At 71.6% G+C, this 14,631-nt stretch carries 13 protein-coding genes; 7 read left to right on the top strand and 6 right to left on the bottom strand.

Annotation, left to right across the window (positions count from 1 at the left end; translation table 11 throughout):
* Position 1: 1 nt before the first annotated feature.
* From OG524_RS32025 to OG524_RS32010, 4 genes are all read right to left on the bottom strand, one after another.
* On the bottom strand, positions 2 to 1,984 hold the full coding sequence (locus OG524_RS32025) for an ABC transporter permease (RefSeq protein ID WP_405812154.1): 1,983 nt from the start codon (positions 1,982 to 1,984) through the stop codon (positions 2 to 4).
* Positions 1,984 to 3,036 carry a glycine betaine/L-proline ABC transporter ATP-binding protein gene (locus OG524_RS32020; RefSeq protein ID WP_405387064.1) on the bottom strand — a complete coding sequence of 351 codons (1,053 nt, stop codon included), beginning with the start codon at positions 3,034 to 3,036 and terminating at the stop codon, positions 1,984 to 1,986. Before OG524_RS32020 ends, OG524_RS32025 begins: the two co-directional genes overlap by 1 nt.
* The gene (locus OG524_RS32015; protein WP_405812153.1) at positions 3,033 to 4,604 is read right to left on the bottom strand and encodes a GMC family oxidoreductase; all 1,572 of its coding nucleotides are present in this window, start codon (positions 4,602 to 4,604) and stop codon (positions 3,033 to 3,035) included. Before OG524_RS32015 ends, OG524_RS32020 begins: the two co-directional genes overlap by 4 nt.
* A 76-nt stretch (positions 4,605 to 4,680) precedes the next feature.
* The gene (locus OG524_RS32010) at positions 4,681 to 6,228 is read right to left on the bottom strand and encodes an aldehyde dehydrogenase family protein (protein WP_405387066.1); all 1,548 of its coding nucleotides are present in this window, start codon (positions 6,226 to 6,228) and stop codon (positions 4,681 to 4,683) included.
* Positions 6,229 to 6,716: 488 nt separating this feature from the next.
* Between OG524_RS32010 and OG524_RS32005 the strand changes: the two genes are divergently transcribed.
* From OG524_RS32005 to OG524_RS31980, 6 genes are all read left to right on the top strand, one after another.
* Positions 6,717 to 8,357 carry an ABC transporter substrate-binding protein gene (locus OG524_RS32005; RefSeq protein ID WP_405387068.1) on the top strand — a complete coding sequence of 547 codons (1,641 nt, stop codon included), beginning with the start codon at positions 6,717 to 6,719 and terminating at the stop codon, positions 8,355 to 8,357.
* Complete coding sequence (locus tag OG524_RS32000; RefSeq protein WP_405387070.1) at positions 8,354 to 9,301, top strand: ABC transporter permease; 948 nt, start codon at positions 8,354 to 8,356, stop codon at positions 9,299 to 9,301. The genes OG524_RS32005 and OG524_RS32000 overlap by 4 nt, the downstream gene beginning before the upstream one ends.
* Entirely contained in the window at positions 9,298 to 10,173 is an 876-nt protein-coding gene (locus OG524_RS31995) for an ABC transporter permease (RefSeq protein ID WP_405387072.1), read from the top strand. Before OG524_RS32000 ends, OG524_RS31995 begins: the two co-directional genes overlap by 4 nt.
* On the top strand, positions 10,170 to 11,831 hold the full coding sequence (locus OG524_RS31990; protein WP_405387074.1) for a dipeptide ABC transporter ATP-binding protein: 1,662 nt from the start codon (positions 10,170 to 10,172) through the stop codon (positions 11,829 to 11,831). The genes OG524_RS31995 and OG524_RS31990 overlap by 4 nt, the downstream gene beginning before the upstream one ends.
* Before the next feature lie 42 nt (positions 11,832 to 11,873).
* A complete protein-coding gene (locus OG524_RS31985; protein WP_401518641.1) occupies positions 11,874 to 12,521 on the top strand; it encodes a nitroreductase family protein in 648 nt (215 codons plus the stop codon).
* Positions 12,522 to 12,652: 131 nt separating this feature from the next.
* A complete protein-coding gene (locus OG524_RS31980) occupies positions 12,653 to 12,967 on the top strand; it encodes an ArsR/SmtB family transcription factor (RefSeq protein ID WP_405387076.1) in 315 nt (104 codons plus the stop codon).
* 134 nt (positions 12,968 to 13,101) lie between these two features.
* Here the strand turns inward: OG524_RS31980 and OG524_RS31975 are convergent, their stop codons facing one another.
* Together OG524_RS31975 and OG524_RS31970 are read right to left on the bottom strand one after the other, a co-directional pair.
* Entirely contained in the window at positions 13,102 to 13,773 is a 672-nt protein-coding gene (locus OG524_RS31975) for a cyclase family protein (RefSeq protein WP_405387078.1), read from the bottom strand.
* Positions 13,757 to 13,912 carry a hypothetical protein gene (locus tag OG524_RS31970; RefSeq protein ID WP_405812152.1) on the bottom strand — a complete coding sequence of 52 codons (156 nt, stop codon included), beginning with the start codon at positions 13,910 to 13,912 and terminating at the stop codon, positions 13,757 to 13,759. Before OG524_RS31970 ends, OG524_RS31975 begins: the two co-directional genes overlap by 17 nt.
* 125 nt (positions 13,913 to 14,037) lie before the next feature.
* On the opposite strand from OG524_RS31970, the gene OG524_RS31965 reads away from it, so the two are divergent.
* Positions 14,038 to 14,532: a MarR family winged helix-turn-helix transcriptional regulator gene (locus tag OG524_RS31965; protein ID WP_405387081.1), complete on the top strand. Its 495-nt coding sequence runs from the start codon at positions 14,038 to 14,040 to the stop codon at positions 14,530 to 14,532.
* The last annotated feature ends 99 nt before the right edge of the window (positions 14,533 to 14,631 follow it).

Genomic DNA, 14,631 nt, shown 5'->3' with positions numbered 1-14,631 from the left:
GTCAGCTCTCCTTACGCCGGCGGCGGGTGGTGGGCTGGGTGACCCGGTCCAGCATCAGTCCCAGGCAGACGATGGCGGCACCGGCGACGAGGCCGGTGGCGAGGTCGCCCTGGGCCAGGCCGAACACGACCTCGTAGCCCAGCGCGCCGGAGCCGACGAGACCGCCGATGATGACGACGGCGAGGACCAGGACGACGCCCTGGTTGACGGCGAGCAGCAGGGCGGGCCTGGCCAACGGGAGCTGGACCTGGCGCAGTTGCTGTCCGGGAGTGGCGCCGAGTGAGCGGGCGCACTCCATCGCGGCGGGGTCCACGCCCCGCAGGCCCTGGGTGGTGATGCGGACGACGGCGGGCAGCGCGTAGACGACGGCCGCCGCGGCGGCGGGGGCGCGGCCGACGCCGAAGAGGGCGACGACGGGGATCAGGTAGACGAATTGCGGCATGGTCTGGAAGACGTCCAGGACAGGCCGCAGCATCCGTTCGAGTCGCGTGCTGCGTGCGGCTCCGATGGCGACGGCGAAGCCCAGGACGAGGGTGACGGCGACGGCCGCGAGGACCTGGCTGAGCGTGTCCATGGAGAGTTCCCAGGCCCCGAGGACTCCGATGGCGGCCATGGCCAGGACGGCGGTGAGCGCGGTGCGCCAGGTGCCGATGGTCCAGGCGAGTGCGGCGACGATCAGCAGGACGGACCACCAGGGCAGGCCCTGCAGTCCGCCGCGCAGCGGGTTGAGGATCCAGCTGGTGAAGTGGGCGGCCCAGTCGGCGGTTCCGCCGATGACGGGGATGCCGGTGTAGAGGTGGTCGACCATCCAGTCCTTGGCGGTGTTGACGGGGCCGGCGATGGCCACGATCCCGCTCTCGGGCCAGATGCGGCCACCGGTGAACCGGCCCACGACTGCTACGGCGGCGGCGAGCACCGCGACGGCTCCCCAGCCGCGCCAGCCGCGCAGGGCGGCCGGTCCGGTGGGTTCGGTGCCGATCTTCCGGCCGGCCGCCTCGGTCGTACGGTCCAGGACGACGGCCAGCAGCACGATGGGGATGCCCGCGGCGAGCGCGGCGCCGACGTCGACGGCGGAGAGCGCCTGGTAGACGCGGTCGCCGAGGCCGCCCGCGCCGATGACGGAGGCGATGACGGCCATGGACAGCGCCATCATGATGGTCTGGTTGAGGCCGAGCAGCAGTTCCTTGCGGGCCAGCGGAAGTCGGGCGGTCAGCAGACGCTGCCTCCCGGTCGCGCCGAGGGAGGCCACGGCCTCCATGACGCCCGCGTCGGCGCCGCGCAGTCCCAGTGCCGTGAGCCGGGCCATCGGCGGGGCCGCGTAGACGACGGTCGCGAGGACCGCGCCGGGCACGCCGATACCGAAGACCAGCACGACGGGCAGCAGGTAGGCGAAGGCGGGCAGCACCTGCATGGTGTCCAGGACGGGGCGCAGCAGGCGGAACGTACGGTCCGAGAGTCCGGCCGCGAGTCCCAGGAGCATGCCGAGCACGACGGAGGCGAGGACGGCGACGACCATCAGGGCGAGGGTCTGCATGGTCGGCACCCACATGCCGAGGAGCCCGCACGCCAGGAAGGACAGGCCCGCGGTGAGTGCCAGGCGTACGCCGGCGGTCCGCCAGGCGACGAGCGCGGCGACGACGGTGACACCGGCCCAGCCGAGGGCGAGCAGGGCCAGGTAGACGCCGCGCACGGACAGGACGACGGCGTTGCTGATGTGGCCGAAGAAGTGGAGGAACAGCGGGTGGCTGTCGCGGTTCCCGATGATCCAGTCGTTGACCTCGCCGAGCGGTGCGCTCAGGTCGACGGTCAGGGCGCCGGGCCACATCCCGCCCCCCCAGCGGGTGTGGACGACGGGTACGGCGACGGCGGCGACCACCAGGAGCAGGATCAGCTTGCCGAGGGCGGGCCGGCCGCGCAGGGCGGCGAGCGGGCCCGCGGAGGGAGATCCGGCGGCCGGGGTGGTGGCGGCCTGGGCGGTGGCCATCAGACGGTCACCGCCGGGGCCCCCGTACCCGCGACGACGTCGAGCAGGCACGCGTGGTCGACGACTCCGACGAGCCGGCCGTCCTCCATCACACGTGCGACGGAGTCGCCGGAGCGGGCGACGGCCTCGATGGCCTCGGAGACGGTGGCCTCGGGGCGCAGCGCCGGGCCGTGGTCGCCCTCACCCTCGGTCGGGGGGCGCATGGCGGTGGCGACGGTGAGGACCTGTTCGCGGGGGACGTCCCGGACGAACTCGCGTACGTAGTCGTCGGCGGGTGATCCGACGATCTCCTCGGGGGTGCCGAGCTGGACGATCTCCCCGTCGCGCATCAGGGCGATGCGGGTGCCCAGGCGCAGTGCCTCGCTCAGGTCGTGGGTGATGAAGACCATGGTGCGGCCCTCCTCCTGGTGCAGCCGGACGACTTCGTCCTGCATCTCGCGCCGGATCAGCGGGTCGAGTGCGCTGAACGGTTCGTCGAAGAGGAGGACGGACGGGTCGACGGCGAGCGCGCGGGCGAGCCCGACGCGCTGCTGCTGGCCGCCGGAGAGTTGGGCGGGGCGGCGGTCCTCCAGGCCCTTGAGGCCGACCTTCTCGACCAGTTCGGCAGCCTTGGCGCGGCGTTCGGCCTTGCCGAGGCCCTGGATCTCCAGGCCGTAGGCGACGTTGTCGAGGACGGTGCGGTGCGGCAGCAGTCCGAAGTGCTGGAAGACCATCGCGGCGCGGTGGCGGCGCAGTTCGCGCAGCCGGGTGCGGTCCATGGCGAGTACGTCCTCGCCGTCGATGGCCAGGGTGCCGCTGGTGGGCTCGATGAGCCGGGTCAGGCAGCGTACGAGGGTGGACTTGCCGGAGCCCGACAGGCCCATGACGACGAAGACCTCTCCTTTCTCGACGTCGAAGGAGACGTTGCGCACGGCGGCGGTGCAGCCGGTGCGCTCGCGCAGTTCGGCGGGCGGCAGTGCGGCGTGCTCGCCGCCCGGGATCCGGTCGGCCCTGGGGCCGAACACCTTCCAGAGGTCGCGGACGGAGAAGACGGGTGCGGTGGATTCACTCATCGGACGTCGCCTCCGGCGGTCGGGGTCTCTCGGAGCAGCTCGGCACACTTCTCGCCCACCATCAGGACCCCGATCATGGGGTTGACCGCGGGCATGGCCGGGAAGACGGAGGCGTCGGCGATGCGTATGCCGTCGAGGCCCTGGATGCGCAGCTGCGGGTCGACGACGGCCGCCGGGTCGCCGGGCGCGCCGATGCGGCAGGTGCCGGCCGGGTGGTAGACGGTGTGCGCGACCTTGCGGGCGTACTCGCTGATGTCCTCGTCGGAGGTGACCTCGGGGCCGGGGCAGACCTCGCGCTTGAGCCAGTGGGCCAGCGGTTCGGTCTTCGCTATCTCGCGGGCGAGCCTGATGCCGTCGACCAGGGTGCGGCCGTCGTGGTCGTCCTCGTCGGTGAAGTAGCGGAAGTCCAGGGCCGGCTTGACCTCGGGGTCGGCACTGGTGAGGTAGAGGCGGCCGCGGCTGCGCGGCTTGGGGATGTTCGGGGTCATCGACACACCGTGCTCGGGCCTCTCGTAGCCGAGGCGCTCCGGGTTGTCGGTGAAGGGGATCTGGTAGAAGTGGAACATCAGGTCGGGGCCCCGGGATCCGGGGTCCCGCCGTACGAAGAGGCCCGCGTCGGAGTCCATCGCGGAGTTCTCGGGGATGGGTCCTCCGGTCTCCCAGACGATGACGGACTCGGGGTGGTCGAGCAGGTTCTCGCCGACGCCCGGTGCGTCGTGGACGACGGGGATACCGAGCGCCGTCAGGTCCTTCGCCGGTCCGATCCCGGAGTGCAGGAGCAGCCGGGGGGTGTCCACCGCGCCCGCGCAGATGATGACTTCGCGGGAGGCGCGCAGCAGTTGTTCCTCGCCGTCCTCGGTGCGGACGTGCACACCGGTGGCGCGGTTTCCTTCGAACTCCAGCTTGTACGCCCAGGTCTCCAGCAGGATCGAGAGGTTGGGGCGGTCCCCGGCTTCGATGTGCGGGTGGAGATAGGCGACCGACGCGGAGGAACGTTTGTTGTTCTCCGGGTGGTAGGCCAGGTCGAAGAAGCCGGCCCCTTCGTGGAAGGGCTTCCTGTTGAAGCTGTCGACGCGCGGGACTCCGGCCGCCGACTGCGCCGCGTCGACGAAGTCGCGGGCGATGGCGTTCCGGTCCTTCTCGTCGACGGGCACGATGTTGTTGCGCAGCCGGTCGAAGTACGGGTCCATGGACGCCGCGTCCCAGCCGTCGGCGCCGGCCTCGGCCCACTCGTCCCAGTCGCCGGGCAGCGGCTTGAAGCTGATCAGCGTGTTGTGCGAGGAGCAGCCGCCCAGCACCCGGGCGCGGCTGTGCCGGATGTGGGAGTTGCCGCGCGGCTGTTCGGTCGTGGGGTAGTCGTAGTCGAGGTCACCGCCGAGCAGTCCGAGCCAGCGGCGCAGGGTGAGAACGTCGTCCCGGTCGATGTCGGTGGGACCACCCTCGATGAGGGTGACGGTGACGTGGGGGTCCTCGCTGAGGCGGGAGGCGATGACCGAACCTGCGGTTCCGCCACCGACGATCACGTAGTCGGCGGGTTCGGGGCGTGCGGTGCGGGGGGACGGCGGCATCGGTCACTGCTCCTTCTGCAAGGTGCTTGCGTGTGCGTGGTACTGCGAACAGGCGGGTGGGGAGGCCCGGTTGCGCTCAGCCGGCGAACCAGCGCTGGGGGCGCGGGTTGAGGTTCTGGTAGATGTGCTTGGCCTCGCGGTACTCCGCCAGTCCGGTGGGCCCGAGCTCACGGCCCGTACCGGACTTGCCGAAGCCGCCCCACTCGGCCTGCGGGAGGTACGGGTGGTAGTCGTTGATCCAGACGGTGCCGTGCCGCAGTCGTCCCGCGACGCGACGGGCGCGGCCGGCGTCGGTGGTCCAGACGGCGCCCGCGAGACCGTAGTCCGTGTCGTTGGCCAGCGTGACGGCCTCTTCCTCGGTACGGAAGGTCTCGACGGTGAGGATCGGGCCGAAGGTCTCCTCGCGGACCACCTTCATCTCGCGGTGGCAGCCGTCCAGGACGGTCGGCCGGTAGAAGTAGCCGCTCGCGGGCCGCACGTCCGAAGGTTCGGGGCGGGCGCCGCCGGAGCGGACGACCGCACCCTCCTCACGGGCGGAGGCGACGTACGCCTCGACCTTGGCGAGCTGCTGGGCGGAGACGAGCGGGCCGCATTCGACGCCGTCGACGGTGCCCCGGCCGAGCCGGATCGCGTCGGCGCGGCGGGCGAGTTCCGTGACGAAGCGGTCGCGGACGGACTCCTCGATGATGAGGCGGGCCCCGGCGGAGCAGACCTGGCCGCTGTGGAAGAACGCGGCGTTCAGTGCCTGGTCGACGGCGGTGTCGAAGTCCTCGTCGGTGGCGCAGGCATCGGCGAAGACGACGTTGGGGTTCTTGCCGCCGAGCTCCAGGGCGACCTTCTTGACCGTGGGCGCCGCGGCCTGGGCGACCTTCGTCCCGCTGGCGAGTCCGCCGGTGAAGGAGACCAGGTCGACATCCGGGTGTTCGGAGAGCCGGGCGCCGACGGGGTCGCCCGCGCCGGTGACGAGGTTGGCGGCGCCGTCGGGCAGTCCTGCCTCGGCGAGCAGCCGGATCAGGTGGACGGTGGAGAGCGGGGTGACCTCGCTGGGCTTCAGCACGAAGGTGTTGCCCGCCGCGAGTGCCGGGGCGATCTTCCAGCTGGCCTGGAGGAGCGGGTAGTTCCACGGTGCGATCAGGGCGCAGACCCCGACCGGCTCGTGCACGACGACGCTGTGCACATCGGGGTCGCCGGCGTCGACGACCCGGCCGCCGCTCTCGTTCATGACGAGGTCGGCGAAGTAGCGGAAGGCATTGGTGACGTCGTCGACGTCGACGCGGCCCTCCTCCAGGGTCTTGCCGGTGTCGCGGCTCTCGGTGATCGCGATCTCCTCCCGGTCCCGCTGGAGGAGGCCGGCGACCCGGCGCAGCAGCTCGGCGCGCTCGGCGACGGGCCGGTGGGGCCAGGGGCCGTCGTCGAAGGCGCGACGGGCGGCGGCGACGGCCGCGTCGGTGTCCTCGGTGCCGCCCTCGGAGACGAGAGCGAGGACGGTGGCGTCAGCGGGGTCGAGGATCTCGCGGGTCGCGCCGGACACCGCGTGGCGCCAGGCGCCGTCGATGTGCACGGTCTCCAGCACCGCGTCGCGCGGTGCGGCCGGACGGGCATCCGACGGGTGAGAAGCCGACATGTAGTGATCTGCCTTCCGTGCCTGAATTGCTCCGCACCGGTCCGGCCGAGCACTGCTGCGTGCCGGTGTCCGGGGTATGGCGCACCAGCAGCCTGGACACATGTCCGGCCCACCGGGATGTATGCCGAAAACTTCACTCTGAGTGATGCGACTCACTCCCGCGAGGCCCCGCAACCCTTGCGGCCGCTTAGCAGACTTCTCCGCGCGACACCCCAAGGAACAGGGGTACGACACAATCGCGCAACATTTAATCTTTTTTCAGATGATTGACGGACAGACGAAAATTTCGTACTCTACAGCCTCATGCCGCTCCGCTCGACGGCATGTCCCCGGCCGGCGTGGGCCCGGTGTGCCCGGCCGCGTCCAGGTCGTCGTACAGGCAGCGCGGCACCGCGTCCGGGGGAACGGCCGGCCGCTCACAAGCCCCGGACCCCTCACACCGGACGCCCCGTCCCTACCAGCGCTTCGCACCACGTATGGAGAGGCTCATGGCCACAAGACCTGTCGCGGCCGTCACTGTCACCGCCCTGCTGCTCTTAGTCACCGCATGCGGGAGCGGCGGTGAGCAGGCAGACCGGAAGGGGGGCGAACCGGTGCGTGGGGGGACATTCACCTACGCCGCCGCAGTAGGCACCTCGTGCCTCGACCCGCACACCAGCCCCGGCGACATCACCGCCGTCGTCCAGCGCAACGTCTTCGACTCCCTGGTCCAGCTGGACGCCAAGGGCAAGCTGCACCCCTGGCTCGCCACGTCCTGGACGGTCTCCGAGGACGCCCGCACCTACACCTTCCAGCTGCGCGACGACGTCACCTTCCACGACGGGACGCCGTTCGACGCCGCCGCGGTGAAGGCCAACCTCGAACACATCAAGGACCCCGCCACCAAGTCGTTGTACGCCGCCGCCCTGCTCGGCCCCTACAGCGGCAGCGAGGTCCTCGGCGAGCACAGCATCAAGGTCACGTTCACCGAACCCAACATCCCCTTCCTCCAGGCGGCCTCGACCCCGTATCTCGGCATCGCCTCGCCCCGCTCCCTGACCGAGTTCAAGGACAAGCTCTGCGCGGGCGGGAAGTACTCGGTCGGCACGGGCCCGTTCCGCTCGGAGCGGTACGTGAAGAACGACCGGGCCGAGTTCGTCCGCAACAAGGACTACAACTGGGCCGCGCAAGGCGCGGCGCACCAGGGCCCGCCACTCGTGGACAAGCTCGTCGTCCGCTTCCTCCCCGAGGACTCCGTGCGCGCGGGCGCCCTGACCAGCCGTCAGGTCGACGCGGCCGCTGTCCCTGTGACCTCGGCCGCAGCCGTACAGCGCGACGATTCCCTGCGGCTGACCACACAGCAGTCCCCCGGCGCCTCCTACTCCCTCTACCTCAACACCTCCCGCGGCCCTCTCCGCGACGAGCGGGTACGCCGGGCCTTCCAGCAGTCCGTCGACGTGGACGCACTGGTCAAGAGCATCTACCGGGGTGAGTACGAACGCGCCTGGAGCCCACTGAGCCCTGCCACACCCGCCGCGTACGACAAGTCCATCGAGGGCGCGGTGGAGCACGACCCGACGGCCGCCGCCGAACTGCTGGACGAGGCGGGCTGGAGCGGCCGGGACGCCAAGGGCTATCGCACCAAGGACGGGCAACGGCTCGCGCTGCACTGGCCGTTCATCGGGGCCCTGGTGCGCGACCAGCGCGATGTGCTGGGCGAGGCCGTGCAGGCCGAACTGAAGAAGAACGGCATCGACCTGGTTCGCGACCCGGTGGAGACAGGTGCCTACTTCGAGCGCTACGGCACGGGCGACTACGACGTGTGGGACAACGCCTGGGTCCGCGCCGACCCGGCGATCCTGGCCGGCTTCTACCTCTCGTCCAACCTGCCCGCAGCGGGCGGCCAGAACGTCTCACGCACCGAGGACAAGCAGGTCGACAGCTGGCTGCGGGCGGGCGCCGGCGAGGCCGAGCCGGCCGAACGTGAGAAGTCGTACGCCAAGGTGGAGCGCTGGGCCGTCGACCACGCGACCGTGCTCCCCCTGTACGTGCCGGTCACCACCGTCGGCGTCGCCCGCGGCGCGGAGGGGCTGGACTTCGACGCCAACGCGTGGCCGCAGTTCGCCGGGGTCTGGAAGAACACGAGGTGAGCGGGGTCTTCCCACCCGTCGCCCGCTGGCTGCTGCACCGCGCGGTCGGCGCCGTGCTGGTGCTGTGGGGGGCGGCGAGCCTGACCTTCCTGGTACTCCATCTCGTACCCGGAGACCCGGTGACGACCCTGCTCGGCGCGTCGGCCACCGACTCGTCCGCACTCCGCGACCAGATCCGGCACGAGTACCACCTGGACGACCCTGCGGCCGTGCAGTACGTCTCGTTCCTGTCGAAGCTGGCCACGGGCGACCTGGGCACCTCCTACCAGCAGCAGCAGCCCGTCTCGCTGATCATCGGGGAGCAGCTCGGCGACACCGCCCAGCTGGCGCTCAGTGCCCTGGCGCTGCTGGTGGTCACGGCGGTGGTCACGGCGGCCGCCACCGCGGGGCGGCGGCGCCGGGTGCGGGGCGCGGTGTCGGGAGCGGAGCTGGTGGCCGTCTCGACGCCCGCCTTCTGGCTCGGGATCGTGCTGCTGACGCTGTTCTCGTTCCGGATGAACGTGTTCCCGGTGGCCGGTGCGGGCGACTGGCGGTCGCTGGTGCTGCCGGCCGTCACGCTGGCGGTGCCGTTCGGGTCCCTGCTCGCCCAGGTGCTCCGGGAGGGGATGGAGACGGCCCTGCACCAGCCGTTCGCGCTCACCGCGCGCTCCCGGGGGCTGAGCGGTGCGGGGCTGCGGCTCCGGCACGCGCTGCGGCACGCCGCCGTGCCGGCCGTGACGCTGAGCGGGTGGCTGGCGGGCGGCCTGCTGGGCGGCACGGTTCTGGTGGAGACCGTGTTCGCCCGGCCGGGCCTCGGCCGGGTGGCCCTGGACGCCATCTCCGGCCGTGACATCCCCGTCGTCGTCGGCCTGGTGTTGCTCTCCGCCCTCGTCTATCTCGTCGTCAACGCATGCGCGGACCTGCTCTGCCTGTGGGCGGATCCGCGGCTCAGGAGCCCCGCATGAGCGCCCCTCCCGCCGGCCTGACCGTGGCGCGTCCTTCCTCCGTCCCGCTGCGCGAGCGGCTGGCCGTATTCCGGCCGGGACTGGCACTTGCCCTGACCGTGCTGGCCGTCGCCGCCGTCGCGTGCGTGAGCCCCGGACTGCTGACCCACGCGTCCGCGACCGATGCCGATCCGATGGCCGCCCTGCTGCCCCCCGGTGCCGAACACTGGTTCGGCACCGACCAGTTGGGCCGTGACGTGTACGCCCGGGTGATTCACGGAGCGCGCCACTCCCTGCTCCTCGGCGTCGGCGCCACGGTGCTCGGCGTCTCGGTCGGCCTGCTGATCGGGCTACCCGCCGCGCTGCTCGGGCGGTTCGCGGACCAGGTGGCGATGCGGTCCATGGACGTGATGCTCGCCCTGCCGGAACTGCTGCTGGCCCTGCTGGTGATCGCCGTCGTCGGGCCCAGCTCCGTGAACGCGGCGCTGGCCATCGCGGTCTCCTCCGTCCCCGGTTACGCACGCCTCGTCCGGGGGCAGGCCCAGGTGGTGCGCAGGGCCGAGTACATCCGCTCAGCCGTCGGGCTCGGGCTGCGCCGCCGGACCGTGGTGCTGCGCCATGTGCTGCCCAACACGCTCGGCCCGCTGGTCGTGCCCGCGACGCTCGGGGTGGGCACGGCGATCATCTCCGGGTCGGCGCTCAGCTTTCTCGGCCTCGGCCCGAAGGCCCCCGCCCCCGAGTGGGGGGCGATGCTCGCCCAGGGCCGGGACGCGCTGCAGAGTGCGTGGTGGATCGCGGTGTTCCCCGGAGCGGCGATCACCCTGTCGGTGGTCGCGGTCACCGTGGTCGGGCGGCAGCTGCACCTCCGACTGGAAGGCAGGCGAGGAGTATGAGCGCTCCCCCGAAGGACTCCGTACCGGACACCGGGAGCGAAGCCGTGACGTCCACCGCCGTCCTGGCGGTCCGCGGGCTGACCGTCTCCTTCGGTCACGGCCGCAGGCGCCGGACCGTCGTCCACGACGTCTCGCTCACCCTCGCACCGGGCGAATGCCTGGCGCTGGTCGGTGAGTCGGGCTCCGGCAAGAGCGTCACGGCCCGGTCCCTGATCGGGCTGGCCGGAGCCGAGTCAGCGGTGCACAGCGAAGGAATGCGGGTGGACGGCGTGGACACCACCGGCTTCCGGGAAAGGGACTGGCGCGCCGTGCGTGGCCGGGTCGTGGGCCTCGTGTCGCAGGACGCCCTTCAGGCTCTGGACCCGCTGCGGCGGGTCGGCGCGGAAGTCGCCGAACCCCTCCTCGCCCACCGTCTGGCCACCCGCGCGGAGGTGCCGGACCGGGTGACCGGACTGCTCGCGGACGCGGGGGTCCCGGAACCGGAGCTGCGCGCCCGTCAGTATCCGCACCAGCTGTCCGGCGGGCTGCGCCAGCGGGCCCTGATCGCCTCGGCGACGGCGGGCAGCCCCCGGGTCCTGATCGCGGACGAACCCACCACCGCCCTGGACGTAACGGTCCAGGCCCGGGTCCTGGAACTCCTGCGGGAGCTCAAGGAGTCGGGCACCGCGTTGCTGCTCATCAGCCACGACCTCGCCGTGGTGGCACAGCTCGCGGACCGGATCGCGGTGATGACCGAGGGGCGGGTGGTGGAGTCCGGGCCGGCGGCCGAGGTGCTCGGCTCCCCGCAGCACCCGTACACCCGGACGCTGATCGCCTCGGTCCCCGGCCGCGGGCCCCTGCCGGTGCGGGCCCGGCCGGTGGAGCCGGCCGGCCGGCCGCTGCTGTCCGGGGCCGGCCTGGTCAAGAGGTACCGCTCCCCCGGTGGCGGGACGCGTACCGCCGTCTCATCCGTCGACTTCACGGTGGCTCCTGGCGAGACGCTCGGTGTGGTGGGCGAGTCCGGTTCCGGCAAGAGCACCCTGGCCGCCATGGCGATGGGGCTGCTGGCCCCCGACGAGGGCCGGGTACTGCTGGACGGCGAGCCGTGGAGCGCGCTGGACGAGCGGCGCCGGCGCCCCCTGCGCCGTGGCATACAGCTGGTCCACCAAGACCCGCTCGGGTCGTTCGACCCCCGGTTCACCGTACGGCGCCTGCTGGACGAGGCCCTGTCCGTGGCAGGGCCCGGCCGGGGCGCGCGGCGCCGGGAGCGGGCGGCCGAGCTGCTCGACCAGGTCGGTCTGGACACCGCCCTGCTGGAGCGCCGGCCGGCCGGGCTGTCGGGCGGACAGCGTCAGCGGGTCGCGATAGCCCGCGCGCTGGCCACGTCGCCCCGGCTGCTGGTCTGCGACGAGCCCGTGTCGGCGCTGGACGTGACGGTGCAGGCGCAGGTCCTGGAGCTGCTGGCCCGGCTCCGTGCGGCCTACAGCCTGGCCATGCTGTTCATTTCGCACGATCTGGCAGTGGTGCAGCAGGTCAGCGACCGGGTACTGGTGATGCGTGACGGCGTGGTCGTCGAGCAGGGGCCCGTCGCCGAGGTCCTGGGCTCACCGCAGCACCCGTACACCCGCCGGCTGCTGGCCGCGGTCCCGCGCCTGCCGGGCACCACCCCCCTCTCCTGACCCCTGCACAACCCCTGTGACCCCTGCAAAGGACGGAGCTTCATGCCCCCGCTCGACCTGACCGCCGACGACGTTCTGACCACCACCCGCGCCGTCCGTAAACGCCTCGACCTGAACCGGCCGGTGGAACGCGAGCTGATCGAGGAGTGCCTTCAGCTCGCCTCCCAGGCGCCCACCGGGCGCAACCGGCAGCGCTGGGACTTCGTCCTGGTCACGGACCCGGCCAAGCGGGCCGCCCTGGCCGACCTGTACCGGCTGGGCCTCGCCCGGCCCCGCCAGCAGGTTGTGAGGGACGGCGTGAACCGCGGTGACCTGGTGCGCGGCCAGCGGATCGCGGACAGTGCCCAGTACCTCTTCGAGCATCTGCACGAGGTACCGGTGCTGGTGGTTCCGTGCATCCGCGTCCAGGGCCGGCACGAGAACAGTTCGCACGTCGGGCAGGCGAACACCTGGGGATCGATCCTGCCAGCCGTCTGGCAGTTCATGCTGGCGGCCCGCTCCCGTGGGCTCGGCACCGCATGGACCACCCCGCACCTGCACTACGAGCGGGAGGCGGCCGAACTGCTCGGGATCCCGTACGAGACGGTTCTCCAGGCCGCGTTGATCCCGCTCGCGCACACGATCGGCACGGACTTCCGGCCGGGGCCCCGGGTCGGCACGGAGGAGATCGCCCACTGGGACACCTGGTAGCCGTCATACCGACTGGGGCAACCGTGCCGACGCAGGCGCGGTTGCCCTTGGTTCGATGATGTGCAAACCTACGAACCATCAGAATTGGCCCCATACCCTCCGCAGTCAGGGGTGAGCGAGAGAAGAGAGCTGTGCGTACCCTGAGCCACCCCGCCCGGTCGGACATCGAGCTCACCGCGGTCTTCCACGCACTGAGTGATCCCACGCGCCTCGCCATCGTCCGCGGTCTGGTCGGGCTCGAGGAGCAGTCCTGTGGCAGCCTGGGCATTCCGCTCTCCAAGTCGACGCTCTCGCACCATCTCAAGGTGCTCCGCGACGCGGGCGTGACCCACACCCGCATCGAGGGCACCCACCGCTACATGTCGCTGCGCCGCGAGGACCTGGACGCCCGGTTCCCGGGGCTGCTGGATGTGGCCTTCGCCGACGACAACTCGCGTATCTCCTGACTTCCGGTCGCACAGGGCGGGACATAGGCAGCGGAGGAGCGCCGGACGGTTCGTCCGGCGCTCCTTCGTCCACGGGCAGCCCGCGCCGTCCGGACGCCTCCTCGGCAGGCCCGTCCGGACGGCGGTTCAGCGGTTCACAGGAAAGCGAGCACCCGAGCCGGGCCGGCTGTGCCGCCTGCGTGACGGGGAGCGCCGACGACAGCGACCGCGCCGACGTCGGGGACGGTGCCCAGGCCCGCGAGGCATTCGACGCCGTACTTGCCGACGGGCAGCAACACCCGGTGCGTGTACGGGTCGGCGGGGCGGGAGCCGGGGTCGAGGCTCGGCGAGTCGGTGCCGACGCCGACCACGGAACGCTCCTCGACGAGGAAGGCCGCGGCCTCCACCGAGATGCCCGGGAAGCGGTAGAGCCCTTCCTTCTCGTCGAAGCTGAGGAACGCTCCGGGGGTCTCGATCCGCACCGCCCGGTCGTTGTCGACGGCAAGCAGGGCCCGGCCGGGGATCCGGCCGTTGCGGCTCTCCCACCGCAGCAGGTCGTCGACGGTCAGTTCGGTGACGTGGTCGCGGGCGGCACGTTCCCCGACCCGGACCACCGCGAGCGGGGCGACCAGGGTCTCCACCGGGATCCGCTCGACGGAGAGGCCGTCGTCGTCGAAGTGGAGCGGCGCGTCGATGTGGGTGCCGATGTGCTCGTCGTACGTCAGTTCCAGCGCGTTGTACTCGTGCTCCGCGAGGTAGGCCAGAGGCCGGATCTCCATCGGCTTGACGTAGAGGTCGAAGACCGGCCAGTCAGGGCCCACGGACATGGGTGAGGTCACGGACGGTGCCGGTGGGGAGCGTGACCCGCGGGGCGGGGCGTTCTGCGGCGGGGGCTGTGGAGTCGTGCGTGCCGGCCCTGCCTGACTCCGGCGGGAGGGACGCGGCGACGGTCTGGGGGTTGCACATGGAAGCACCTTCCGTTCGGTCGGCATCCGGGAGCCGACGCTAGACTGAGGAGCGAAGACATTCTTTGGATGGACAATCCGACATCACCGGATGGCCCGCCGTCCTGGACCGCAGGAGGAGCAGTCATGACCGCCACGCAGCCTTCCCGTATCGCCTCGAACAGCCGGGAGCCGAGGGCCGGCGGACGCGACCGGTACTTCTCCAAGCTGGCGCAGGAGCGTCCCGACATCGCGATGTGCCGGGCGACGACCCTGGTGGCCCGCACGATCGACGAGGAGCTGTCCGGGCACCACCTGACCGTGGCCCAGCACCTGGTGCTGAAGATGCTGCACGACGTGGGTCCGTGCTCCCAACAGGAACTCAGCGAGCAACTGCGCATCGACCGAAGCGTGATGGTCGGGTGTATCGACGGCCTGGAGGACTCCGGTCTCGTGCGGCGTGAACCCCACCCCCGGGATCGCCGCGCCTACGCCGTGACGCTGACGCCGGAGGCGGGGCCTGCGCTGGAGGAGGCCGAGAACGGCGTACCGCGGTTGCTGGACAGGGCGTTCGGCGCCCTGACCGCGTCGGAGCGGCGGACCCTGACCCGACTGGTGGGCAAGATCCTCGACGTGAACTGAGCTCTCGCCCGACTCCGTTCCGATGCGGGACACCACGCCTACTGGACCGCAGGTAACACCTGTTTGATGGTTCGCAATGTTTAGAACTATAGAAGCACG

This window comes from Streptomyces sp. NBC_01520, assembly GCF_045040375.1.
In the GTDB taxonomy this organism is placed as follows: domain Bacteria; phylum Actinomycetota; class Actinomycetes; order Streptomycetales; family Streptomycetaceae; genus Streptomyces.
This window is presented reverse-complemented; position numbering and strand designations above follow the sequence as displayed.